The 24,699-nt window shown below is 32.8% G+C and carries 22 protein-coding genes and 1 tRNA gene; 18 read left to right on the forward strand and 5 right to left on the reverse strand.

The annotated features are described in order from the left end of the window. On the forward strand, positions 1 to 1,651 hold a 1,651-nt coding region (locus ACIQ16_RS03010), incomplete at its 5' end, for a DUF5916 domain-containing protein (RefSeq protein ID WP_396148546.1). A gap of 104 nt (positions 1,652 to 1,755) precedes the next feature. Then, positions 1,756 to 3,264, forward strand: coding sequence for a 2,3-bisphosphoglycerate-independent phosphoglycerate mutase (gpmI, locus tag ACIQ16_RS03015; RefSeq protein WP_396148548.1), 1,509 nt, complete (start codon positions 1,756 to 1,758; stop codon positions 3,262 to 3,264). A 79-nt stretch (positions 3,265 to 3,343) separates the two neighbouring features. On the opposite strand, the gene yihA is transcribed toward gpmI, so the two are convergent. Genes yihA through ACIQ16_RS03035 form a run of 4 tightly spaced genes read right to left on the reverse strand, consistent with a single transcriptional unit; the run spans position 3,344 to position 5,350 of the window. Further along, positions 3,344 to 3,961, reverse strand: a complete 618-nt coding sequence (yihA, locus tag ACIQ16_RS03020; protein WP_396148550.1) for a ribosome biogenesis GTP-binding protein YihA/YsxC — start codon at positions 3,959 to 3,961, stop codon at positions 3,344 to 3,346. Then, positions 3,951 to 4,292, reverse strand: coding sequence for a DUF86 domain-containing protein (locus ACIQ16_RS03025; RefSeq protein ID WP_396148552.1), 342 nt, complete (start codon positions 4,290 to 4,292; stop codon positions 3,951 to 3,953). Before ACIQ16_RS03025 ends, yihA begins: the two co-directional genes overlap by 11 nt. Beyond that, the gene (locus tag ACIQ16_RS03030; protein ID WP_396148554.1) at positions 4,289 to 4,591 is read right to left on the reverse strand and encodes a nucleotidyltransferase family protein; all 303 of its coding nucleotides are present in this window, start codon (positions 4,589 to 4,591) and stop codon (positions 4,289 to 4,291) included. The genes ACIQ16_RS03025 and ACIQ16_RS03030 overlap by 4 nt, the downstream gene beginning before the upstream one ends. Positions 4,592 to 4,594: 3 nt before the next feature. After that, positions 4,595 to 5,350 (reverse strand): alpha/beta fold hydrolase, encoded by a 756-nt coding sequence (locus ACIQ16_RS03035; protein ID WP_396148556.1) that lies wholly within the window; start codon positions 5,348 to 5,350, stop codon positions 4,595 to 4,597. A gap of 328 nt (positions 5,351 to 5,678) precedes the next feature. Here ACIQ16_RS03035 and mraZ point away from each other — a divergent pair, with 328 nt between their 5' ends. From mraZ to ACIQ16_RS03115, 16 genes are all read left to right on the forward strand, one after another. Next, positions 5,679 to 6,149 carry a division/cell wall cluster transcriptional repressor MraZ gene (gene mraZ / locus ACIQ16_RS03040; protein WP_291241258.1) on the forward strand — a complete coding sequence of 157 codons (471 nt, stop codon included), beginning with the start codon at positions 5,679 to 5,681 and terminating at the stop codon, positions 6,147 to 6,149. After that, the gene (rsmH, locus tag ACIQ16_RS03045; protein WP_396148559.1) at positions 6,124 to 7,032 is read left to right on the forward strand and encodes a 16S rRNA (cytosine(1402)-N(4))-methyltransferase RsmH; all 909 of its coding nucleotides are present in this window, start codon (positions 6,124 to 6,126) and stop codon (positions 7,030 to 7,032) included. Before mraZ ends, rsmH begins: the two co-directional genes overlap by 26 nt. Further along, positions 7,032 to 7,391, forward strand: a complete 360-nt coding sequence (locus ACIQ16_RS03050; protein ID WP_291241260.1) for an FtsL-like putative cell division protein — start codon at positions 7,032 to 7,034, stop codon at positions 7,389 to 7,391. Before rsmH ends, ACIQ16_RS03050 begins: the two co-directional genes overlap by 1 nt. Further along, positions 7,382 to 9,364 (forward strand): penicillin-binding protein, encoded by a 1,983-nt coding sequence (locus ACIQ16_RS03055; protein ID WP_396148561.1) that lies wholly within the window; start codon positions 7,382 to 7,384, stop codon positions 9,362 to 9,364. Before ACIQ16_RS03050 ends, ACIQ16_RS03055 begins: the two co-directional genes overlap by 10 nt. Then, complete coding sequence (locus tag ACIQ16_RS03060) at positions 9,361 to 10,824, forward strand: UDP-N-acetylmuramoyl-L-alanyl-D-glutamate--2,6-diaminopimelate ligase (protein ID WP_396148563.1); 1,464 nt, start codon at positions 9,361 to 9,363, stop codon at positions 10,822 to 10,824. The genes ACIQ16_RS03055 and ACIQ16_RS03060 overlap by 4 nt, the downstream gene beginning before the upstream one ends. A gap of 99 nt (positions 10,825 to 10,923) precedes the next feature. Further along, on the forward strand, positions 10,924 to 12,144 hold the full coding sequence (gene mraY / locus ACIQ16_RS03065) for a phospho-N-acetylmuramoyl-pentapeptide-transferase (RefSeq protein WP_291241263.1): 1,221 nt from the start codon (positions 10,924 to 10,926) through the stop codon (positions 12,142 to 12,144). Between the two features lies 1 nt (position 12,145). Further along, a complete protein-coding gene (gene murD / locus ACIQ16_RS03070; RefSeq protein WP_396148565.1) occupies positions 12,146 to 13,480 on the forward strand; it encodes a UDP-N-acetylmuramoyl-L-alanine--D-glutamate ligase in 1,335 nt (444 codons plus the stop codon). A 32-nt stretch (positions 13,481 to 13,512) separates the two neighbouring features. Continuing rightward, the gene (locus ACIQ16_RS03075) at positions 13,513 to 14,904 is read left to right on the forward strand and encodes an FtsW/RodA/SpoVE family cell cycle protein (protein ID WP_396148567.1); all 1,392 of its coding nucleotides are present in this window, start codon (positions 13,513 to 13,515) and stop codon (positions 14,902 to 14,904) included. Then, a complete protein-coding gene (murG, locus tag ACIQ16_RS03080) occupies positions 14,891 to 15,985 on the forward strand; it encodes an undecaprenyldiphospho-muramoylpentapeptide beta-N-acetylglucosaminyltransferase (protein ID WP_396148706.1) in 1,095 nt (364 codons plus the stop codon). The genes ACIQ16_RS03075 and murG overlap by 14 nt, the downstream gene beginning before the upstream one ends. Continuing rightward, entirely contained in the window at positions 15,985 to 17,334 is a 1,350-nt protein-coding gene (gene murC, locus ACIQ16_RS03085; RefSeq protein ID WP_396148569.1) for a UDP-N-acetylmuramate--L-alanine ligase, read from the forward strand. The genes murG and murC overlap by 1 nt, the downstream gene beginning before the upstream one ends. Next, the gene (locus ACIQ16_RS03090) at positions 17,321 to 18,043 is read left to right on the forward strand and encodes a cell division protein FtsQ/DivIB (RefSeq protein WP_396148571.1); all 723 of its coding nucleotides are present in this window, start codon (positions 17,321 to 17,323) and stop codon (positions 18,041 to 18,043) included. Before murC ends, ACIQ16_RS03090 begins: the two co-directional genes overlap by 14 nt. A gap of 10 nt (positions 18,044 to 18,053) precedes the next feature. After that, positions 18,054 to 19,430: a cell division protein FtsA gene (ftsA, locus tag ACIQ16_RS03095; RefSeq protein WP_396148708.1), complete on the forward strand. Its 1,377-nt coding sequence runs from the start codon at positions 18,054 to 18,056 to the stop codon at positions 19,428 to 19,430. 43 nt (positions 19,431 to 19,473) lie between these two features. Continuing rightward, positions 19,474 to 21,516: a cell division protein FtsZ gene (ftsZ, locus tag ACIQ16_RS03100; protein ID WP_396148573.1), complete on the forward strand. Its 2,043-nt coding sequence runs from the start codon at positions 19,474 to 19,476 to the stop codon at positions 21,514 to 21,516. A gap of 109 nt (positions 21,517 to 21,625) precedes the next feature. Further along, positions 21,626 to 22,075, forward strand: coding sequence for a GatB/YqeY domain-containing protein (locus ACIQ16_RS03105; RefSeq protein WP_396148575.1), 450 nt, complete (start codon positions 21,626 to 21,628; stop codon positions 22,073 to 22,075). A gap of 96 nt (positions 22,076 to 22,171) precedes the next feature. Further along, positions 22,172 to 22,245 (forward strand) — tRNA-Arg (locus ACIQ16_RS03110). Between the two features lie 535 nt (positions 22,246 to 22,780). Beyond that, positions 22,781 to 24,319: an RNA-directed DNA polymerase gene (locus ACIQ16_RS03115; RefSeq protein WP_396148577.1), complete on the forward strand. Its 1,539-nt coding sequence runs from the start codon at positions 22,781 to 22,783 to the stop codon at positions 24,317 to 24,319. Here the strand turns inward: ACIQ16_RS03115 and ACIQ16_RS03120 are convergent. Then, a complete protein-coding gene (locus tag ACIQ16_RS03120) occupies positions 24,277 to 24,696 on the reverse strand; it encodes a galactokinase family protein (RefSeq protein WP_396148579.1) in 420 nt (139 codons plus the stop codon). The two genes, ACIQ16_RS03115 and ACIQ16_RS03120, sit on opposite strands and share 43 nt — an antisense overlap. Positions 24,697 to 24,699: the final 3 nt, after the last annotated feature.

Raw genomic sequence — 24,699 nt, forward strand, 5'->3', positions numbered from 1 at the left:
AACTATTAAAGGGGGGTTGGATTTAAAATACGGATTAACCGATGCATTTACTTTAGATATGGTTTTAATTCCCGATTTTGGTCAAACCAGATTTGATAATAAGATTTTAAATTTAGGCCCTTTCGAACAAATATTTGATGAAAATAGACCTTTTTTTACAGAAGGAACCGATTTGTTTAATAAAGGAGGGCTCTTTTATTCTAGAAGAATTGGACAACGCGCCAGCAAATATCCAGAAATTTCAGAAACAGAAGAAGTCTTAGATTTTCCAAGCACCATTGATTTAGTTAATGCAGTTAAAGTTTCGGGTAGAACGAAAGACGGTTTAGGAATTGGTTTTTTAAATACGGTTACAAAAAAAACAGATGTAGTAATTCGTGATATAAATACTGGAAACACAAGAACAGAAACGGTTGAGCCTTTGGCTAATTATAATGTTTTGGTTTTAGATCAGCGTTTTAATGGAAATTCTTCTGTATCATTAATTAATACAAACGTCACTCGAAATGGAAATTTTAGAGATGCAAATGTTACTGCAACAACTTTCGATTTAAATACAAAAAAAAATACGTACAATTTAAATGGCGCTCTAAAATATAGTTATGTAAACAATTATGCCAATTTGCAGAACAAAAACGGAATTACGGCTAATTTAGGATTTGGAGAAACTTCTGGAAAAATTAGATTTTCGGTTTTTGGAGAATATGTTTCCAAAGATTATGATAATAATGATTTAGGTTTTAATTTTCAAACCAATTATTATTCCATTAATGCTAATGCAAATTACAGACTTCTACAATCGACAGAAAAATTAAACTCATTTAGGATAAGTTTAAATACGTTTGCGCAATTTGATAAAACAACTAATTATCTACAGGAGCAAAATTTTAATATTAATTTAAACTTAACTAATAAAAAAAATCATTCTGCAGGTATAGGAATTAATTTAAATCCGTTTGAAAGATATAATTTTTATAATCCACAAGCCGAAGGGCGATTTGTAATTTTTCCGAAAAATTATGGTATGTGGGGTTTTATTTCTACCAATTACAACAATAAATTCGCATTTGATATCAATCCAAATATTGGTATAACTGAAACTAAAGGTTGGTGGTATTGGGGTATTGATTTGAGTCCGAGATATCGTTTTAACGACAAATTATCCTTAATTTATAGAAATAATTTTTTCAATGAATATCAAGATTTAGGTCGTGTAGATCGAATTGGAAATGATATTATTTTTGCAAAAAGAGACAACCAAACTTTAGAAACGAGTTTAGAAGGAAAATATTCCATCACTGCAAATATGAATTTTGGATTAAAGCTAAGGCATTATTGGTCGTTTTCCGAAAATAATTCGTACTATAAATTATTAGAAAATGGGTATACTGAAGCGTATTCTTACACGGATAATGCCAACCAGAATTTAAATTTATGGAACTTTGATTTGTCTTATAGTTGGTGGTTTGCACCGGGAAGTCAAATGTCTTTTTTATACCGAAATGCATCAGGTATTTTTCAAAATACAATAGACAAGAATTTTGTTTATAATACTAAGAAAGTATTTAATCATGAAGATTTAAATCATACATTTTCTATCAGTATCCGATATTTTATTGATTACAACCAAGCCAAGAATGCTCTAAAATAACACTACTATTTTTCTACAATTAAATTAAGAAAACCTTTTCGTTACTAACTTTTTTAAGTCGGCGTTTAAAAAATCAGTAACTTCGTATCTTAAATACAATAGTGATGAACAAAAAAGTAATTTTAATGATTTTAGATGGTTGGGGACATTCTCCAGACCCTAAAGTTTCAGCCATAGATAATGCCAATACACCATTTATAGATTCGTTATATAAAAACTATCCAAATGCCGAATTGCGTACTGATGGACTTCACGTAGGTTTACCAGAGGGTCAAATGGGAAATTCAGAAGTAGGTCATATGAATTTAGGTGCAGGACGTATTGTTTACCAAGATTTAGCTAAAATTAATTTAGCTGTTAAAAATCATACATTGAAAAATGAAAAACCGTTACTTGACGCCTTTAATTATGCAAAAACAAATCATAAAAACGTTCATTTTTTAGGTTTGGTTTCAGATGGTGGCGTACATTCTCATACGTCACATTTACGTGGATTAATTGAAGCTGCTCAGGAAAATGGAGTAACAAATATGTTTGTTCATGCTTTTACTGATGGGCGAGATGTAGATCCAAAATCAGGAAAAAAATACATACAAGATTTACAAAATTTTCTATCAAAAACTCCGGCTAAATTAGCATCAGTAATTGGTAGATATTACGCAATGGATAGAGACAAACGCTGGGAACGTGTAAAATTAGCATACGACTTATTAGTGAAAGGAATTGGTGAAAAATCAACAAATTTTGCAGAAAGTATTCAAAAAAGTTACGATGAAAACGTAACAGATGAATTTATTCAACCTTTATTTGCTGAAGAAGGACAAGTTATTCAGCCTGATGATGTGGTAATTTTCTTTAATTTCCGAACTGATAGAGGTAGAGAGCTAACCGAAGTGCTTTCGCAAACCGATTTTCATGAACAAAATATGCATAAATTACCGTTGTATTATGTTACGTTAACCAATTATGACGACACCTATACTAATGTACACGTTATTTATGATAAAGATAATATTACTGAAACCTTAGGTGAAGTACTTTCCAAAGCAGGAAAAAAACAAATTAGAATTGCAGAAACAGAGAAATATCCACACGTAACATTTTTCTTTTCTGGTGGAAGAGAAGAACCTTTTGATGGAGAATCTCGAATATTAAAAAACTCACCAAAAGTAGCCACGTACGATTTACAACCCGAAATGAGTGCTTTCGAATTAAAAGATGCTTTAGTACCAGAATTACAAAAAGGAGAGGTTGATTTCGTGTGTTTAAATTTCGCAAATGGCGATATGGTTGGTCACACTGGAAGTATGCCAGCAGCTATAAAAGCATGTGAAGCCGTTGATGTTTGCGTAAAAGAAATTATAGAAACGGCTTTAGCAAATCAGTACACTACAATTGTAATTGCAGATCACGGAAATTGCGAAACCATGATAAATCCAGATGGTTCGCCAAATACCGCACATACAACTAATCCAGTACCTGTAATTTTAGTGGATAACGATAAAATACACATTCAATCAGGTGTTTTAGGAGATGTTGCCCCAACTATTTTAGACTTAATGGGAATTGCGCAACCAGAAGCCATGACGCAGCATTCGTTGTTGGTGAAATAAATAAAAAAACCCTCCAAAAGCTCAAAACTATTGGGGGGTTAAATAAATTTATAATAATCCGAAAATCCGTGTACCTATATTAAAAATCTGAACCCGTAAACAAGTTCTGATTCACTTCATCTATATAAGTCAAAATTTCTTCCTTGCCCAAAGCACTTTCGGCTGAGGTAATAAAATATTGTGGCATTTCTGCCCAATCATTGGCTAATAAATTTTTCTTGTATGCTTCCACGTGTTTATGAATATGCGTTTTCCCTAATTTGTCTGCTTTTGTAAAAACAATACAAAACGGAATTTCACTTTCACCCAAATATTCAATAAATTCAGTGTCAATTTTTTGAGGTTCATGTCTAATATCTACCAAAACAAACGCACAAATAAGTTGTTCTCTGCTTTCGAAATAATCCGTAATAAATTGTTGAAATTTTGCTTTTGTGGTTTTTGAAACTTTGGCGTATCCATAACCCGGTAAATCTACTAAATGCCAGTTTTTGTTAATTAAAAAATGGTTGATTAATTGGGTTTTACCAGGTTTTCCAGAGGTTTTAGCAAGATTTTTATGGTTGGTAATCATGTTAATTAACGATGATTTTCCAACATTTGATCGTCCAATAAAAGCATATTCTGGAATTCTGTCTTTCGGACATTTTTCCACTTCGGAATTACTAACTACAAATTCGGCGGTATTAATTTTCATTTAATAAGTTATTTGATTCGGATAATAATAATGGTAAATCTTTCATAATTATCTTCCAAATTAAAATATCGTCAACACTATCATAGGCATGTATTACTTTATTTCGCAAGTCAACTATAGTTCTAGAATAAGATATTTTTATGTTTAGGTTTATTTTTAAAAGTTTAGACATAGCTTCTCCAATTATTTCTAATTCTCTTTCTACGGCTCTTCTTTTAGTTTTGCTTGATAGATATTCCTCTAAAATTCTTCGATTTTCCAAATGCTCATCAATAGAATTAATACAATCAACGATGTCTAAAAGTAATTTTTTTTCTTCTCTAGTCGTCATATAATTTGAAATTTACTTTCGTTTATACTTTCAATTAGGTATTTATTTTTTAATGTTTTTTCAGCTACTAATTCTATTGGTTTTTGTAATAAATTTTCCAAATCGTTTAAGAGACTAAAATAATTTAATGCATACGTTTCGTAATCTAAATCGTCATAGAAACTAAATAAAAAATCAACATCGCTTTTTTCGTGATAATTGTTTTTTGTCATACTTCCAAAAATATAGGCACTTTTGGCGTTGTATTTTATAAATATCGATTTTATATTTTCTATATTATTTTCAATAGATTTTTCCATAATTTATAATTTTTTCTCGCTAAGCCATTTAAATAACAAATCATTAAATTGATCTGGTTCTTCCATCATAGCGGCATGACCACATTTGTCAATCCAATATAATTCAGAATTTGGAAGCAATTTTTTAAATTCTTCAGCTACTTCTGGTGGCGTTACTTTATCTTGTTTTCCCCAAATAATACAAGTTGGTACATGCATTTTTGGTAAATCTTTAGCCATATTATGACGAATGGCGCTTTTGGCAATAGTTAACGTTTTCAACAATTTAATTCTGTCGTTTACGGTTGCAAAAACCTCATCAATAATTTCTTTTGTTGCCACTTCAGGCTTATAAAATACGTCTTCCGCTTTTTTTCTAATGTATTCATAATCTCCACGTTTAGGGTAACTTTCTCCCATAGCGCTTTCGTACAATCCCGAACTTCCTGTAATTACTAATCCTCTAACTAATTCAGGGTATTGTTTCGTAAAATACAAGCCAATGTGCCCGCCTAATGAATTTCCTACTAAAATTACTCGTTCTAATCCTTTGAAAACAATAAAGTCTTTTACATATCTGGCAAATGCTTTTACATTAGTTTTTAATAAACTTTGCGAATAAATCGGCAATTCAGGAATGATTACTTTGTATCCTTTATTTGGAAAAAAATTAGCCACTCCGTCAAAATTACTTAGGCCGCCCATCAAACCATGTAACACAATTATTGGCGTGCCTTCACCTGATTCAAAATACGTATATTTTTTTTCTTTCTTTATCATAAAAACGTCTTCGTGTTCAACTATCTAATACGTACAAAAATACATTTTTTTTTCACATTTTTTTCATAATTCAGATTATTAAATTGTTTCCAAGCTAAAACTCTAATTTTCAATTTGTTTTGAGAATCATTACTGGAAATTTTAATGTTTTTTCAACAATTTATTTAATCGTTAAAAACTTAAATTCTTTGTAATTATCAGTATTTTCAGTACATAAGTGGTATTTCAAACTATTTTAATCAAAAACTTATTAACAAAGTGGTATTTTGTGGTAAAAAGTGGTAAAATATTTTTTAAATTTGTCTCAATAATAATTCATTTATAAAAGTTGAATACATTTTTAGGAACATACGAGTGCAAAGTTGATGCAAAAGGAAGGTTAATGGTACCTGCGCCTCTGAAAAAACAACTGGGTAATTTTGAGGAAGGTTTTGTATTGAAACGTTCCGTTTTTCAACCTTGCTTGGAATTGTATCCGATGAAGGAATGGAATAAAGTCATGCAGAAAATCAACAAATTAAATCGCTTTGTAAAAAAGAACAACGATTTTATTAGAGCATTTACTGCTGGCGTTAGAATGGTAGAAATTGATGCAACAGGTAGGTTATTAATTCCGAAAGATTTGGTCTTGTTTTCTAAAATTGATAAGGATATTGTATTGTCATCAGCGGTTTCAATTATTGAAATTTGGGATAAAAATTTATACGAATCTGCATTAGATCACGCGATGGTTGATTTTGCTGATTTAGCCGAAGAAGTAATGGGTAACCAAAATGAAGAGGAAGATGGAATATCATAACCCAGTACTTTTAAAAGAAACAGTTGCAGGTTTAAATATTAAACCAGACGGAATTTACGTTGATGTCACTTTTGGCGGCGGCGGACATTCAAGAGAAATTATGAAGCATTTAGGACCAAACGGAAAATTGTTTGGTTTTGACCAAGATACAGATGCGTTAGCAAATACAATAGATGATGAACGATTTGTATTAATTAATGAGAATTTCAGATTTATTAAAAGGTTCTTACGCTTTCACGGAGTTAAACAAGTAGATGGAATTTTGGGTGATTTCGGAGTTTCTTCTCATCAATTCGATGTAGCAGATAGAGGTTTTTCTACTCGTTTTGATGCCGCTTTAGATATGAGAATGAATCAGAATGATACACTTTCTGCTTATGAAGTGGTAAACGATTATGCAGAAAGTGAACTAAAACGCGTTTTTGTTGATTTTGGTGAATTGAAAAATGGCGGCGCTATGGCAAACGTAATTGTAGCCGCAAGAGCAGATAATAAAATTAAAAATTCAGAGCAACTAAAAGAAGTTTTGTCTCGTTTTTTGCCTGGGCATAAAGCAAATAAAATTTTAGCTCAAATTTATCAAGCCATTCGTATAGAAGTAAATCAAGAGATTGAAGTATTAAAAGAATTTTTAATGCAAACGGAAGAATTATTGGTATCTGGAGGAAGATTAAGTGTAATCTCGTATCATTCTTTAGAAGACAGATTGGTAAAACGGTTTATAAGAAACGGGATGTTTGAAGGCGAACCAGAACGCGATTTTTTTGGAAATTTCGAGGTGCCTTTTAAAAGTATTGAAAAATTAATTGTGCCTTCAGCAGCAGAAATAGAAATAAACAATAGAGCAAGAAGCGCAAAATTACGAGTAGCAGAAAAAAAATAATGGCAAAAGAAAGTAGTATATATAGTCTATTAAAAGCGAAATTCTTAATTGATGATGATGCGCTAAAAACTTGGAAATTTATAATTTTCGTTTTTTCCTTGGCTATGTTAATGGTGTATTTTAACCATAACTACGATGAAAAAAATTATAGGATTACAAGTTTAACCAATGAAGTGAAAGAGTTGCGTTCGAAATTTGTAGATACACGTTCTGAACTAATGAAATTAAAAATGGAATCCACTGTTTCTAAAAAAATGGAAGCAAGACAAATTTTGCCGTCTACCGTTCCACCAAAAAAAATTGTAATACGTAAACCTGAAGAAAAAAGTTTTATAGATAAATTAAAAATATGGCAATAAAAAACGACAATATAATTTCTTACCGACTGGCATTTGTGGTGGTTTGCGTTGTTGCGTTTGCGTTTGCGATTGCTATAAAACTATTTAATATACAGTGGGTAGGTGGCGATTATTATAGAAAATTAGCCAAACAACGCACCGTTAAAAATTTCGAAATTCCTGCAAATAAAGGAAATATTTACTCATCAGATGGAAGTTTATTAGCTACTTCAGTTCCTGAATATACCATCCGTTTTGATGCGGTGACACCATCTGAAGAAAATTTTGAGAAATATTATGTTGCCTTGTCAGATTCACTTGCAAAACTTGTAGGAAAATCATCTGGCGAATTTCAAAGAGATTTAAGAAAAGCCAAAAACACTAAAAACAGATATTTTTTAGTTGCTAAAAAATTAACGTTTACTGAATATATGCGCGTAAAAGAGTTCCCGTTATTTAAGTTGGGAGCAAATAAAGGCGGAATTATTGCCGAGCAGCAAACCGTTCGTAAACATCCTGTTGGATTAATTGCAAACAGAACGATAGGTTATGAACGCGATGGCAATCAAGGTAAAGGTTTAGAATATGCGTTTCGTAAATATTTAAACGGAACAAACGGCCACCATTGGATGCAAAAAATTGCAAAAAATCAATGGAAACCTATTTCTGATGTTAATGAATTAGATCCAGTTGACGGGTACGATGTAATTTCAACTATTGATGTTTTTATTCAAGATATCGCACATCACGCACTTTTAAAACAATTAGAGTTTTATAAAGCAGACCACGGATGTGTAGTGGTTATGGAAACCAACACGGGTTACATAAAAGCCATTTCAAATTTAGGAAAATCAGAAGATGGTTCGTATTTCGAAACTCAAAATTATGCACTAACGGAATCTCACGAGCCGGGATCTACCTTTAAATTAATGGATTTAATTGCCTTAATTGATGATAAAAAAGCAGATACCAGTTCTGTTTATAATTCAAATGGTGGTATAGTTATGATACAAGGCAGACCTGTTAAAGATTCAAATCATCACGGATATGGAATTGCGTCATTAGCAAAAGGTTTTGAAGTGTCGTCAAATACCATTTTAGTACAAGCAACTTATCAGGCCTATAAAAATAATCCTTGGCAATTTATCAATAGAATCAACAGTTACGGATTAAATAAAAAACAGGGTTTGCAAATTAAAGGAGAAGGACAACCTGTAATTCCACAACCAGGAGCTAAAAATTGGTATGGCACCACGTTGCCTTGGATGGCATTTGGATATGGTGTTTCTATGACGCCTTTACAAACACTTTCCTTGTATAATGCGGTAGCAAATGATGGTAAAATGGTAAAACCAATTTTTGTAAGTGAAATAAAAGAGTGGAGTAAAACCATTAAAAAGTACGATCCACAAGTTATTAATCCGAAAATATGTTCTGATGAAACTTTACTAAAAGTTAGAAAAGTATTGGAAAATGTAGTTAAAAACGGGACAGGTAAAAGTTTGTATTCTGCCGATTTTTCAATGGCAGGTAAAACAGGAACTGCTCAGGTAAACTACAGTAAAGCAGAAATGTCTTATGCGTCTTCTTTTGTGGGCTATTTTCCTGCAGATCAACCAAAATATTCTTGCATAGTTGTGGTGCATAATCCAGATAAGTCAAAAGGATATTATGGAGCTGATGTAGCGGGACCAGTTTTCAAACGTATTGCTCAAAAAATATTTACAGATGTTCCAAACACAAATAAGTTTACAAACATCAAATTAAAAAGTAAAAAACAAGAAGCTTTATACAGCGAATTTGAAAAAAAATCTCAAGGAAACACAAACAAAGTGCCAAACGTAAAAGGAATGGCAGGAATGGATGCGGTTTCTTTATTAGAAAATTTAGGGTTTAAAGTAAAATTTATTGGAGTTGGAAAAGTAAAAAAACAATCCATCAATCCAGGTGAAACATTCAAGAAAAATCAAATCATAACAATAGAATTATCGTGAGCCAGTTAAAAGACATATTATATAAAGTTGCCATTGAATCGGTTCACGGTTCTACTGATTTGACTATAGAAAAAATCGAGTTCGACTCCAGAAAAGTGTCTAACAATGATATTTTTGTAGCAATTAAAGGTACACTTTCAGACGGGCATCAATTTATTGACAAAGCGGTTTCTTTGGGTGCATCGGTTATCGTTTATGAAGTTTTACCAACAACATTATCAGAAAATTGTACGTATGTGAAGGTGCAAAATTCTAATCAAGCTTTAGCCTTTTTATCAGCAAATTATTACGATAATCCGTCAGAAAAGCTAAAATTAGTTGGTATAACAGGCACAAACGGAAAAACTACAATCGCCTCATTATTGTATCAAATGTTTAAAAAAGCAGGATACAAAGTAGGATTATTGTCAACCGTAAAAATTATGGTTGATGAGTTAGAATATAAAGCGACTCATACTACGCCTGACTCGCTAACTATTAATAAATATTTGGATGAAATGGTTGCGGTAGGTTGCGAATTCTGTTTTATGGAAGTTTCCTCACACGGAATTCATCAAAAACGTACCGAATCTTTACATTTCGAAGGTGGTGTGTTTACTAATTTATCACACGATCATTTAGATTATCACGAAACATTTGCAGAATATAGAGATGTAAAAAAATCATTTTTCGATGGATTGCCAAAATCTGCTTTTGCTATCACAAATATTGATGATAAAAATGGCGAAGTTATGTTTCAAAATACGGCAGCAAGAAAAAAAACGTACGCCTTAAAAACGTATGCCGATTTTAAAGCACAAATATTAGAAAATCAATTAACGGGATTGGTTTTAAAAATCAATAACGAAGAAGTTTGGACGAAACTAATTGGTTCGTTTAACGCATATAATATTTTAGCCATTTACGGTGTTGCACTAGAATTAGGAATAGAAAGTACAGAAGCATTAAGATTATTGTCTGAATTAGAAAGTGTTTCAGGTCGTTTTCAGTTTGTGGTTTCTGCTAACAAAATTACAGCAATTGTGGATTACGCACATACGCCAGATGCGTTAGAAAACGTACTGAAAACAATAGAAAATATTCGTACTAAAAACGAACAATTATTTACCATCGTAGGGTGTGGTGGAGATAGAGATAAAACGAAACGACCAATTATGGCAAATATTGCAGCTTCTTTTAGCGATAAAGCCATTTTTACTTCGGACAATCCAAGAACCGAAAATCCTCAAACCATACTTGATGAAATGGAAGCAGGAGTAGAGGCTCAGAATTATAAAAAAACAGTAGCTATTTTAGATAGAAAACAAGCCATAAAAACCGCTTGTCAAATGGCAAATTCAGGCGATATTATTCTGATTGCAGGAAAAGGCCACGAAACCTATCAAGAAATAAACGGAGTCCGTCAGGATTTTGACGATATGCAAATCGTACAAGAAATATTAAAACAATTAGAAAAATAGTAAAAAGTAAAGAGTGAATAGTAAGGAGTGTAATTGATGCGGATAAACTGCCAAAACCTTTTAAACCCATAAACTTTTAACCTTTTAAACCCAAAAATTATGTTATACTACATCTTTAAATACTTAGACGAAGCGTACAATTTGCCTGGTGCAGGTTTGTTTCAATATATCACGTTCCGTTCTGGGATTGCGGTTATTTTATCGTTGTTAATTTCTACCATCTATGGAAAAAGAATTATCAACTATTTACGAAACAAACAAGTAGGTGAAACTGTTCGTGAGTTAGGTTTAGATGGGCAAGTGCAAAAAGCAGGAACGCCAACTATGGGTGGTTTAATCATTATTTTAGCTACACTGGTTCCGGTTTTGCTATTAGCGAAATTAGATAACATTTATATCATTTTGCTTTTGGTGACAACTATTTGGATGGGAAGTATTGGTTTTTTAGACGATTATATTAAAGTTTTCAAAAAAGATAAAGAAGGTTTAAAAGGTAAGTTTAAAGTAATAGGTCAGATTGGTTTAGGAATCATAGTTGGAGCTACCTTATATTTTCATCCAAGCGTTACTATTAAAGAAGATGTAGTTCTAAGAAAACAAGGTATAGAAACAGTTATTAAAACTACTTCACCTGAAGTGAAATCAATGGAAACTACCATTCCATTTATGAAAAATAACACGTTTGATTATGCGGAATTACTATCGTTTATGGGTGATGATTATCAAAATTGGGCTTGGTTAATTTTTATTCCGGTAGTTATTTTCATCATTACTGCGGTTTCAAATGGTGCTAACTTAACCGACGGAATCGATGGTTTAGCGGCAGGTACTTCTGCCATTTCGGTATTGGTTTTAGGTATTTTCACCTTCGTATCGGGAAATATTATTTTCTCTAACTATTTAAATATTATGTACATCCCAAATTCGGGTGAAATGACGATATATATTGCCGCATTTGTAGGTGCACTTATTGGATTTTTATGGTACAACACCTATCCAGCAACCGTATTTATGGGCGATACAGGAAGTTTAACTATCGGTGGAATTATTGCCGTAATTGCAATTGCCGTTCGTAAAGAATTAATGATTCCTGTTTTATGTGGAATTTTCTTAGCAGAAAACTTTTCAGTGGTGTTACAAGTAGCGTATTTCAAATATACCAAAAAGAAATTTGGCGAAGGACGTCGTATTTTCTTAATGTCACCATTGCATCATCATTATCAGAAAAAGGGATATCACGAAAGTAAAATTGTAACTCGTTTTTGGATTGTGGCTATCATTTTAGCAATTTTCTCATTAGTATCTTTAAAATTAAGATAAAATGCGATTAGTAATATTAGGCGGTGGAGAAAGCGGTGTTGGAACGGCAATTCTGGGAAAGAAAAAAGGATACGATGTTTTTGTGTCCGACTTTGGAAAAATAAAAGAAAACTATAAAGAAGTTCTTAGTATTAATGCAATTGCTTGGGAAGACGAAAAGCACACAGAAAATTTAATTCTGAATGCCGATGTGGTTATGAAAAGTCCAGGAATTCCAGATAAAGCGCCAATAGTAAAAAAGTTACTAGAAAAGAAAATTCCAGTAATTTCAGAAATTGAATTTGCAGCGCCTTTTACCACAGCAAAAACAATCGGAATTACAGGTAGTAATGGTAAAACTACTACGACTTTGTTAACGTATCATATACTTAAACAAGGTGGTTTAAATGTTGGATTAGCAGGTAATATTGGTAAAAGTTTTGCCTGGCAAGTGGCCGAAAACAAACACGATTGCTATGTGTTAGAATTAAGTAGTTTTCAATTAGATGGAATTTTTAATTACAAGCCAGATATAGCGATTATTTTGAATATTAGTCCAGATCATTTGGATAGATACAATTACGATTATAATTTATATATCGATTCAAAGTTTAGAATAACAATGAATCAAACAGAAACAGATTATTTAATATACGATGATGATGATGAAGCCATTTCAAATTGGTTTGCCTCACATCAAACAAAAGCAAACAAAGTGCCTTTTTCAATTTCAAAAAAATTAAAAAAAGGTGGAAGCATAAACGATAACAACGAAATAAATATCAACCTTAACGAAAATCATTTTATTATGCCAATACATCAACTAGCTTTAGAAGGAAAACATAACGTAAAAAACGCTATGGCAGCAACAACCGTTGCGCAATTAATGAACATTAGAAAAGCTACTATTAGAGAAAGTTTATCTAATTTTCAGGGTGCAGAGCATAGATTAGAAAAAGTATTGAAAATTAATAATGTACAATACATTAACGATTCTAAAGCCACAAATGTAAATGCCACATTTTTTGCTTTAGACAGTATGAATACACCTACAGTTTGGATTGTTGGTGGGGTAGACAAAGGAAATGATTACGACGAGTTAATGGCATTGGTTCGTGAAAAAGTAAAAGGCATCATTTGCTTAGGAGTTGATAACAAAAAGTTAGCCGATAAGTTTGAAGGTTTGGTTGAGATGTTTATTGAAACAACATCTATGTCTGAAGCAGTAAAAATTGCAAACAAAATGGCAGAAAAAGGCGATACGGTGCTACTTTCTCCTGCTTGTGCAAGTTTCGATTTATTTGAAAACTACGAAGACAGAGGACGTAAATTCAAACAAGCGGTACAAAATTTATAATTGATTTTTTTTAATCAAAGCAACTAATAAAAATGAACAAAATCATAAACCAACTTAAAGGAGATAAAACCATTTGGGCTGTAATTGTATTACTGGCTTTGGTTTCTTTTTTACCCGTATATAGCGCGAGTACAAACTTAGTATATACAGTTGGTAATGGAAAAGGTTCAACATTAGTATTGTTGCTAAAGCATTTTTTACATGTTATTGTAGGATTAGTTATTGTGTTTTTAATACACAAATTACATTTCGAAAAGTTTAAAAAATATTCCATTTTTGCCATTTGGATTATTATTCCAGCATTACTTTTTACATTATTACAAGGAAAAACTATTGGTGGTGCGAATGCAAGTCGATGGTTGGAAATTCCATTTGTCAATTTTTCGTTTCAACCTTCTACGCTTGCCTTTGCAATCTTAATGGTATATGTAGCTCGAACGCTAACAAAAATTAACGAAACCAAATACACGTTTAAAGATTCGGTAATCCAAATTTGGATTCCAGTTGGAGCGGTTTTAATCTTTATTTTACCATCCAATTTTTCTACAGCTGCTTTAATGTTTGCAATGGTTTTTATGTTGTTATATATTGGGCAATATCCATTAAAATATTTAGGAATTGTGTTGGCTATTGGATTGGCATCATTGGCGCTTTTTTTCTTATTGGCGCAAGCCTTTCCAAAACATAAAACGTTTAGTCGTGTAAATACTTGGGTGAGTAGAATTGAAAATTTCACAACCGATAAACCAGATGAAGATAAATACCAAATTGAAAATGCTAAAATAGCCATAGCAGTTGGGAAAATAAATGGCGTAGGACCTGGAAAAAGTATCCAAAAGAATTTTTTACCTCAATCGTCTTCCGATTTTATTTTCGCCATTATTATTGAAGAATACGGTTTAATTGGTGGGTATGTTTTGGTGTTTTTTTATATGCTGTTGTTTTTTAGATTCTTAATACGAGCCAATAAAACCAAAAATTTGTTTGGAAAATTATTAATCATCGGACTTGGTTTTCCAATTATAATTCAAGCCTTAATTAATATGGGTGTAGCGGTTGAATTATTACCAGTTACCGGTCAGCCATTGCCTTTAATTAGTAGTGGTGGAACTTCTATTTGGATGACGTGTTTGTCTTTAGGGATTATATTAAGTGTCACTAAAAAAGAAGATGAAATTGCCGCTGATTTAAAAGATTTTCAAGATAAAGAAGCTGCTTTACAGCGTTTAATCGAAAGAGAAGTAGTAGTTATGAATGCGGAAAATGCTACGGAAAACCTTTCAGAAGACGAGCATAAAATAAAAGATATGAAGTATTCTATTCGTGAATCTTTAAAACAAGAAAACGAAACAGAACAAGGCGATAGTTTGGTGAACGGACAAAATCCAATGAATGCAGTAATAAAAAAAAATAATGGCAAATAAATTTATCATTAGCGGCGGAGGAACTGGTGGACACATTTATCCAGCAGTTGCTATTGCAAACGAATTAAAAGCACAATTTCCCGATGCTACGTTTTTGTTTGTAGGCGCGAAAGATAAAATGGAAATGCAAAAAGTGCCGCAAGCGGGTTATAATATTGAAGGACTTTGGATTGCTGGATTGCAACGTAAAATCACAGTTCAAAACGCATTGTTTCCAATAAAATTAGCTTTAAGTTTACTTAAATCGTTTTTTATTTTAAAAAGATTTAAACCAGATGTGGTTATAGGAACTGGTGGCTTTGCAAGTGGTGCTGTTTTAAAAGTTGCTTCAATGTTAGGTATTCCTACTGTTATTCAAGAGCAAAATTCATATCCAGGAATTACCAATAAATTATTAGCCAAAAAAGCCAACTCTATTTGTGTGGCATATGAAAACTTAGAACGTTTTTTTCCAAAAGAAAAATTGCATTTTACTGGAAATCCAGTTCGTCAGGATTTAATGGAAGTGGCCAGTAAAAAAGAAGAAGCAATTGCTCATTTTAAATTAGATGCCTCTAAAAAAACACTTCTAATTTTAGGAGGAAGTTTAGGCGCAAGAAGAATAAATCAACTAATTGAAAAAGAACTTGATTTTTTATTACAATTAGATTTTCAAATTATCTGGCAATGCGGAAAGCATTATTTAAATGAATATTCAAAATATAACGAAAAAGAAAACGTGCAAGTAATGGCATTTATTGATAGAATGGATTTGGTATATGCAGCAGCTGATGTCGTGATTTCTCGTTCTGGGGCGTCTTCAGTTTCCGAGTTATGTATCGTTGGAAAACCAACCATTTTTATTCCATCGCCTAATGTTTCTGAAGACCATCAAACAAAAAATGCTAAAGCAATTGTAGAAAGAGGTGCCGCCATTTTAATTAAAGAATCAAATTTAGATGACGAATTTAAAATTGTTTTCGAAGCGATAGTTAAGGATCAGGGGAAATTGCAAAACCTGACAGAAAATATTAAAAAATTAGCAAAACCAAATGCCACTAAAGCCATAGTGGAAGAAATAAAAAAAGTACTAAAAAAATAATGAATTTAAACCAAATACATAACGTCTATTTTATTGGTATCGGTGGTATCGGAATGAGTGCTTTGGCGCGTTATTTTCAATTCCTTGGAAAAAATGTGGCGGGTTACGATAAAACAGAAACGCAGCTAACCCAAGAATTACAAGACAATGGTATTAAAATTCATTTTGAAGATAGTATTGCATTAATTGACGAACGTTTTAAAAATACAGAAAACACATTAGTGGTTATTACGCCAGCGGTTCCAAAAAATCATACCGAATGGAACTTCTTTTTAGACAATGGATTTACGGTAAAAAAACGAGCTGAAGTTTTAGGAATCATCACAAAAGATACGTTTTGTTTTGCAGTGGCAGGTACGCACGGAAAAACAACAACATCAAGTATTTTAGGACATATTTTGTATGAAAGCGGTGTAGATGTTACTGCTTTTTTAGGAGGAATTGTTGAGGGTTACGACTCTAATTTAATCGGTACAGGAAAAACTGTTACAGTTGTTGAAGCTGATGAATTTGACCGTTCGTTTTTACATTTACATCCAAATTTGTCTTGCATTACTTCTATGGATGCGGATCATTTAGATATTTATGGTGATGTGGCAACTATTGAAGCTTCATTTAAAGAATTTGCACAAAAAGTACCTTCAGAAAATTTATTTATTGTCAAAGGATTGCCTTTAGAAGGAAATACAATTGCTGTAAATGTAGGCGCTGATTACGTTGCTCAAAATATCAGAATTGAAAATGGCTTTTATGTTTTCGATGTAAAAACCGCAACAGAATTAATTGAAAATATAAAATTTGGCTTACCAGGTCACCACAATTTAACAAATGCTTTATTGGCTTTTGCTATGGCAAAATCGTACGGTATTTCAAATGACAAAATAAGTAATGCATTAGCTACATTTCAAGGTGTAAGACGTCGTTTTTCATTTCAAATCAGAAACGAAAAATTAGTGTATATTGATGATTATGCACATCATCCTACCGAAATAAATGCAGTGCATCAAGCGGTTAGAGAGTTGTATCCAAACAAAAAAATAATAGCTTGTTTTCAACCTCATTTGTTCAGTAGAACAAAAGATTTTGTTGATGGTTTTGCAGAAAGTTTGTCGCAGTTTGACGAAATACTGTTATTGGAAATTTATCCAGCAAGAGAACTGCCAATTGAAGGCGTAAATTCAAGTTGGTTATTAGATAAAATTACATCAAAAAAGAAACAGTTAGTAACCAAAGAAAAGTTATTAACATCCTTTGAAAATTCCGATGCAGAAGTATATGTAACCATAGGTGCAGGAGATATTGGCGAAATGGTTAAGGACATTAAAAAAGTGCTAAATGAAAAAATTTAATTGGCAAAATATTCGGTTAGTATTGATGTTAATTGTGGTAATTTTCTTGTATTCTTTTACGCAAAATAGAAGTCAAAACAAGAAAATCAGCAAGATACAAGTTGAGTTTCAGGGTAATAACAAAATGTTTTTAACAAATGAAATGGTTAATAACTTGTTAATACAAAATTTGGGAGGCACTTCCTCAATTCAAAAAGATAAAGTAGATTTGAAAGAATTGGAAAGTGCCCTAAAAAAGCAATCATTTATCGAAAATGCTGAAGTGTATATTTCAGAAGACGGTATGTTAACAACTAAAGTTTTGCAGAAGTCCCCAATCGCAAGAGTTGTTAATAAAAACGGCGTTTTGTATGTTGATAAAAATGGCAGTATTTTTCAATTGTCGGACAATTTTTCATCAAGAGTTCCTATTGTTCAAGGAAATATTGAAGGCGAATTTAAAAAAGGATTTATAGAAACTTTTAAGACCATTGAAAAAGATGATTTTTTGAAAAAACATATCATCGCAATCAAAATTCAGGAGAACGGCAGTATGAATATGCTAACAAGAGAACACGATTACGACATCAATTTTGGAAAACCAATTTTAATAGACAAAAAGTTTAAAAATTACAAAGCGTTTTATCAATTCGCATCGAAAGATTCTATGATTGACAAGTACAAATCAATAAATTTAATTTTCACACAACAGGTAGTGTGTTCAAAATAATGAATAGATGATGAACAAAGAAAGTATTGCAGTAGGTTTAGACATTGGTACAACAAAGATTGTAGCAATGATCGGCAAGAAAAATGAGTACGGTAAGCTGGAAATCCTTGGGGTAGGGAAATCTAAAAGTTTAGGGGTGCATAGAGGTGTAGTCAATAACATTACGCAAACCATTCAATCTATTCAGGCAGCTATTTCAGAAGCAGAAAATAATTCAGGATATCGAATTAATGATGTAGTAGTTGGTATCGCAGGACAACACATACGTAGTATACAACATACCGATTATATCAGTAGAAAAAACCCTGAAGAAGTAATTGGAGAATATGATATTGAACAATTAACATGTCAAGTTCAAAATTTATCTATGCTTCCTGGTGAAGAAATTATTCACGCTTTACCACAAGAATTTAAAATTGATGGGCAATCAGAAATTTTAGAACCTGTTGGAATGTATGGAGCAAGAGTGGAATCAAGTTTTCATATTGTAGTAGGACAAGCCGCTTCTATCAGAAATTTAGGCCGTTGCGTTAAAAACGCAGGTTTAGAATTAACAGGTTTAACCTTAGAGCCTTTAGCTTCTGCTGATGCCGTTTTAAGTGAAGAAGAAAAAGAAGCCGGTGTAGCACTTATCGATATAGGTGGTGGTACAACAGATTTAGCCGTTTTCAAAAATGGTGTAATTCGTCATACTGCTGTAATTCCTTTCGGTGGAAATGTAATTACAGAAGACATTAAAGAAGGCTGTTCAATTATCGAAAAACAAGCCGAATTATTAAAAACACGTTTCGGATCGGCTTGGCCAGGAGAAAATAAAGACAACGAAATTGTTTCTATTCCTGGATTAAGAGGACGTGAACCAAAGGAAATTTCATTGAAAAACTTGTCAAAAATTATTCACGCCAGAGTAGTGGAAATTATTGAACAAGTATACGCTGAAATAAAATTATACGGACACGACGAGCCGAAGAAAAAATTAATTGCAGGGATTGTGTTAACAGGAGGTGGTTCGCAACTACAACACATCAAACAATTAGTAGAATACATTACAGGTATGGATACCAGAATAGGATATCCAAACGAGCATTTGGCAGGAAATTCAAGCGAAGAATTATCGAGCCCATTATATGCTACATCTGTAGGTTTAGTTATGGAAAGTTTACGTAACCAAACCAATAGCGCAACTCCGTTTGTAGAGATGAAAATCCCTGAACCAGTTGTAGCAACTCCACAAGCACCAGTGGTTGAGGAAAGTTTAGCAAATGAAGTAGTAGCGGAAGAAACTACGTCAACACCGGTTGAAAACGAACCAACAGAAAGAAAAAAGAAATACGACTTTAATAACCTTTTAGGGAAAATTAAAGAGTTTTTAGATAATGTAGAATAAGGTTATTAGTAGCAAATAACACAAAAAAAACAAAGCCAAATATATGGAAAGCAACAACGAATTTGGAAACTTTACTTTTGATTTACCAAAAAACCAATCAAACGTAATTAAAGTAATTGGAGTAGGTGGCGGCGGTAGTAATGCCATTAACCACATGTTCAAACAAGGAATCATTGGGGTTGATTTCGTGGTGTGTAATACCGACTCACAAGCCCTTCAAACAAGCCCGGTGCCAAATAAAATTCAATTAGGTGTAAACCTAACAGAAGGTTTAGGGGCAGGAGCAAAGCCAGAAATCGGACAACAAGCCGCATTAGAAAGCATTGAAGAAATTGAGAAAATGCTTGATGTAAATACTAAAATGGTATTTATTACAGCTGGTATGGGTGGTGGTACCGGTACAGGTGCTGCACCAGTTATTGCTCAATTGGCAAAAGAAAGAGGGATTTTAACCGTAGGAATTATTACTATTCCTTTTCAGTTTGAAGGTAAAAATCGCTACGACCAAGCCATGGAAGGTGTGGAAAGATTAAGAAAACAAGTAGATTCATTAATTGTTATTAATAATAACAAATTAAGAGAAGTATACGGAAATCTTGGTTTTAAAGCAGGTTTCTCTAAAGCCGATGAAGTGTTAGCTACAGCTTCAAAAGGTATTGCAGAAGTGATTACCAATCACTTAACAATGAATATTGACTTAAAAGATGCTAAAACAGTTTTAAGTGATAGCGGAACAGCTATAATGGGATCTTATGTTGCTTCAGGTGCGGATAGAGCAAGAATTGCAATTCAATCTGCATTAGATTCTCCATTATTAAACGATAATAAAATTACAGGTGCTAAAAATGTGTTGTTGCTTATCACATTTGGCTCTGATGAAATTACTATCGATGAAATTAGTGAAATTAACGAATATATTCAATCTGAGGCAGGTCATAATGCAAATATCATTATGGGAATTGGTGAAGATGAAAAGTTAGGCGACTCTATTTCAGTAACCGTTATTGCTACAGGATTTAATATCGAACAACAAATAGAAATCGTAAATGCAGAACCAAAAAAAATTATTCATTCTTTAGATGGGGAGCAAAAAGTAGAACATAATTTAACGCCAAATGCTGTTGCTACTCCTAACTTTTCTTTTCAAGAGCCAATTGCTACTAATGTAACTTTTGAAGCAGAAACACCAAAGGAAGTAGTAACTGAACCCGTTGCTAAAATTGTTTTTGAATTAAATGATTTTGAAGTAGAACAACCACAAATTGTACAAGCTCCGGTTTCAGATTTAATTCCAACAACAGACTATATTAAAAATTTAGATGTATTTTTTGAAAACGTGTCTGCAGAATTTCAAACACCAGTTGTGGCGGCGCCTGTATACAATACAGCAGCTCCAGTAGCACAACCTGTTGTAGAAACCGTTCAACCGGTACAAGAATTTGAAATTATTTCTAATTCTGTAAGAGAAATTGAAGTAATTGAACCAGAATTTGTTGTAGCTACTCAAGATTTCAACTTTTCTTTAGATTTGTTCGATTCAAAAGTAGAAAACAAACCAAATACAGTTGTTTTTGAATTAAGTGAAGAAACAAAAGACATAAAAGTAAACGAAGCGGTTCAGTTTTATCCAGTTACAGAACTTGGTGAAGAAGGAATTATCAAATATACATTAGAAGAAGAAATTGAAGAAACGTTTGAACCTGCAGCAGCAGTTCAAGTAGCAGCAGAGCCAATTGATGAAGAAATTAATTTCACCATCAAACAAAAAGAGCCAGTTGCGGCACCTATTAGTTTTGATCCTAATTTTAACTTTGATGGTGTTTCTCCAGTAGAAATGTCAATTGAAGAAATTTTAAAATCAAGAGCAGAAGAACGTAAAAGTAAATTGAAAAACTTCAATCACAAGTTCAACAATCCAAACCGAATTGACGATTTAGAAAAAGAACCTGCTTTTCGTCGTTTAGGATTAGACGTTACAAGTATGCCAAACCAAAACCCGCCTTCGCGTATGTCTTTAGGAATGGATAGTAACGACGACGTGCAATTGCGATCAAACAATTCATTTTTACACGATAATGTAGATTAATCGAAAATTAAACAACCAAATACTATTAAATCCCGACAAGTTAGTAACGAGTCGGGATTTTTTATTACTTTCGCATAACAATTACACAAAACAATTAAATACAAAATATATGAGCTTAGCTACACAAATTATGGATAGTATGAAAGAAGCTATGAGAGCCAAAGATACTGTGGCTCTTGAAGCATTACGTGCTATTAAATCGGAGATATTATTAGCGCAAACCGCTTCAGGTTCTAAAGAAGAAATTACGGAAACAGACGAAATTAAAATATTACAAAAATTAGTAAAAATGCGTAAAGACAGTTACGAAATTTTTACAGCACAAAACCGTGCCGATTTAGCCGAACCAGAATTGGCGCAAATTGCAGTTATCGAAAAATTCTTACCTGCACAATTATCAGAAGCAGAAGTAGAAGCTATCGTAGCTAAAATTATTGCAGAAACCGGCGCATCTGGAATCGCAGCAATGGGAAAAGTTATGGGCTTAGCCGCAACACAAATTGGCGGACAAGCAGAAGGAAAAACCATTTCTACGATTGTTAAGAAATTATTGGTTTAAAAATAGAGAATAGAATATAGAGAAAAGAAAATAGACATCAGATTAAGTTGTACACTTCTATTTTCTATACTCTTTTTTCTATACTCTAAAAAAAACGGCTTCGTAGTTCAACTGGATAGAATGACGGATTTCGGCTCCGTTGGTTGCAGGTTCGAACCCTGCCGAGGTCACAAAAAAACCTTTGTCAAAATAATTGGCAAAGGTTTTTTATGTAGTATACGTGTTGCCTGAGGTTCTCGAAGCCAACACATAACTCCTTCTCTAATAAATAATAGTCAAGCTGTTGCAAAAATGTATGTATTTTGAATTTTAGATTCTCTACTTTTTACTTTTTACTTTTTCCTTTTTACTTTTTCCTTTTTCCCTTCACCCTTCACCCAAAACCCTTCACCCAAAACCCTTCACCCAAAACCCTTCACCCAAAACCCTTCACCCATTTTGTAGAAATCATTCTACAAAGAAAAGTGATTTTTAATATTTAACTTTGGGAAGAGCAAAAAAACCTAAAATTACTTTGTTAAACATACGGTTTTCGTGCAATATGAAAATAATGCTTAATGTTTTTAAAATTCAATTAGTTAATTATTGAGTATATACACCAAAATGGGTATAGCTTTGCTCAACTAAACTTAAAAAACTGAGCATATATACAAGTTAGCGGTCAGGCTAAAAGACGACACAGCAGACAATAAACATTGACAATTAATGAAACGAATTTTAGAACTTAACCACATAGAAGCAAGACAATATCTTTTAAAAGCTGAAAGCTATTTCAACTTTGACTTGCCGCAATATTTCGTTTTTCAAAAATTAATCGCTGACGTTTCGACTGCAATAGTTGGCAGACCAATTGAGGATTTTTATTTAAACCCTCCTGACTATACCAAAGCAAAACCTGAAGCCAAACACCCATTTCCAAGCGACTTTGACAATATAAACTATAAGTTACTTAACAACAAAGACGGAAAATTTGCTTGGCGACCATTTCAATTAATTCACCCTGCGTTGTATGTTTCACTTGTTCACAACATAACAGAAGAAGCTAATTGGAATTTAATAGTTGCAAGGTTTGGACAGTTTGCTGCCAATCCAAAGATTAAGTGTTACAGCATTCCTTTACAATCGGACGGAACACAATCAGATAAAGCAACAACTGTAAGCCAATGGTGGCAAACTATTGAACAGCAATCAATTGAACTTGCACTTGAATTCGAGTATGTTTTGCATACTGACATTTCCGACTGCTACGGTTCAATTTATACTCATTCAATTCCTTGGGCTATTCACACAAAGCAAGTAGCTAAAACGAATAGAAACCCTTATGGAAACATTGGCAATATTATCGACAAACATCTTCGAGATATGGCATTTGGACAAACAAATGGCATTCCGCAAGGAAGTGTTTTAATGGATTTTATTGCAGAAATGGTTTTAGGTTACGCAGACACAGAACTATCAATTAGAATTCAACAAGCAAACATTCAAGACTATCATATTATTCGTTACAGAGACGACTACCGTATTTTTTCCAATAACCCACAAGACGCAGAACTAATTACCAAAATCTTGACAGAAATCTTAATAGAACTTGGTATGAGGCTCAATGCACAAAAAACATTGGTTTCAAATAATGTAATTCGTGACTCTATAAAGCCCGACAAAATCTATTGGATAGCAGAGAAAAATGGAAGTAGAAGCATTCAAGAACATTTGCTCTTAATTCATAGCCTTTCAGACAAATTCCCAAATTCAGGTAGTTTAAGTAAAGCGTTAGGGAAATTCTACAACAGAATTAAAGACTTGACAGAACTAAACAACATCCAAGTTTTGATAAGCATTCTTGTGGACATAATGTATAAAAACCCAAGAACTTATCCAATTGCTTCTGCAATTTTAAGTAAGCTCTTATCACTACTAAACGACCCGACAAAGAGAGATAGAATTTTACAATCAACTATGACCAAGTTTGCAAAAATCCCAAACACAGGACATATTAAAATTTGGCTTCAACGATTGACAATTAAAATAGATAGACCAAGAGTTTACAATGAAGACCTTTGCAAAAGGGTTAATGACCCAGCAATACAAATTTGGAATTCCGACTGGCTTAATAACACTATAAAAACTTTAATCAGCACGACACCAATAATTGACGAGCAAATAATTCAGGACATTGATGTTGTTATAAATCAGACAGAAGTTCAACTATTTAAACCAGAGTATGACGACAACCTTGACGAGTAAAAAACCCGCTCCCGCGCGAATCCTTTCGCGTGGTGACACCAACAAAATAAGAACAAATATTCAGAAATAAAAAAATTAATGTTTTTATAAAATAATATATAGCTACAAGTTAAGCCACGCGAAAGGATTCGCGCGGCAGCCAGGGTATATACATCATTCAAATCTTTAGCTATAAGTACACATTCTGAATTTTTATTTTCAGAAATGGCAAAACAAACGTATTTGTTAATGGCTGCCGGAAGTACAAAACCGTCGTTATAGTCTACGTGTTCGCCAATGATATTAATTCTTCCTGGCGAAAGAAAGATATGTTTCGCAGGTTTTTGAAATAATTTTTCAAAATGGTCTTTGGTATTTTGAATGAGTTTTTTCTTCATTTT

Source organism: Flavobacterium sp. (genome assembly GCF_044360715.1).
Taxonomy (GTDB): Bacteria; Bacteroidota; Bacteroidia; order Flavobacteriales; family Flavobacteriaceae; genus Flavobacterium.

What these genes read in the sequence shown, in the direction of transcription:
- ACIQ16_RS03075 (WP_396148567.1), top strand. Translation starts at nt 13,513, where the DNA reads ATGAACAAAATCATAAACCAACTTAAAGGAGATAAAACCATTTGGGCT.
- ACIQ16_RS03115 (WP_396148577.1), top strand. Translation starts at nt 22,781, where the DNA reads ATGAAACGAATTTTAGAACTTAACCACATAGAAGCAAGACAATATCTT.
- ftsA (WP_396148708.1), top strand. Translation starts at nt 18,054, where the DNA reads ATGAACAAAGAAAGTATTGCAGTAGGTTTAGACATTGGTACAACAAAG.
- ACIQ16_RS03025 (WP_396148552.1), bottom strand. Translation starts at nt 4,292, where the DNA reads ATGACGACTAGAGAAGAAAAAAAATTACTTTTAGACATCGTTGATTGT.
- ACIQ16_RS03030 (WP_396148554.1), bottom strand. Translation starts at nt 4,591, where the DNA reads ATGGAAAAATCTATTGAAAATAATATAGAAAATATAAAATCGATATTT.
- ftsZ (WP_396148573.1), top strand. Translation starts at nt 19,474, where the DNA reads ATGGAAAGCAACAACGAATTTGGAAACTTTACTTTTGATTTACCAAAA.
- ACIQ16_RS03090 (WP_396148571.1), top strand. Translation starts at nt 17,321, where the DNA reads ATGAAAAAATTTAATTGGCAAAATATTCGGTTAGTATTGATGTTAATT.
- ACIQ16_RS03050 (WP_291241260.1), top strand. Translation starts at nt 7,032, where the DNA reads ATGGCAAAAGAAAGTAGTATATATAGTCTATTAAAAGCGAAATTCTTA.
- ACIQ16_RS03035 (WP_396148556.1), bottom strand. Translation starts at nt 5,350, where the DNA reads ATGATAAAGAAAGAAAAAAAATATACGTATTTTGAATCAGGTGAAGGC.
- ACIQ16_RS03105 (WP_396148575.1), top strand. Translation starts at nt 21,626, where the DNA reads ATGAGCTTAGCTACACAAATTATGGATAGTATGAAAGAAGCTATGAGA.
- ACIQ16_RS03055 (WP_396148561.1), top strand. Translation starts at nt 7,382, where the DNA reads ATGGCAATAAAAAACGACAATATAATTTCTTACCGACTGGCATTTGTG.
- gpmI (WP_396148548.1), top strand. Translation starts at nt 1,756, where the DNA reads ATGAACAAAAAAGTAATTTTAATGATTTTAGATGGTTGGGGACATTCT.
- mraY (WP_291241263.1), top strand. Translation starts at nt 10,924, where the DNA reads ATGTTATACTACATCTTTAAATACTTAGACGAAGCGTACAATTTGCCT.
- rsmH (WP_396148559.1), top strand. Translation starts at nt 6,124, where the DNA reads ATGAAGAGGAAGATGGAATATCATAACCCAGTACTTTTAAAAGAAACA.
- murC (WP_396148569.1), top strand. Translation starts at nt 15,985, where the DNA reads ATGAATTTAAACCAAATACATAACGTCTATTTTATTGGTATCGGTGGT.
- yihA (WP_396148550.1), bottom strand. Translation starts at nt 3,961, where the DNA reads ATGAAAATTAATACCGCCGAATTTGTAGTTAGTAATTCCGAAGTGGAA.
- murD (WP_396148565.1), top strand. Translation starts at nt 12,146, where the DNA reads ATGCGATTAGTAATATTAGGCGGTGGAGAAAGCGGTGTTGGAACGGCA.
- ACIQ16_RS03120 (WP_396148579.1), bottom strand. Translation starts at nt 24,696, where the DNA reads ATGAAGAAAAAACTCATTCAAAATACCAAAGACCATTTTGAAAAATTA.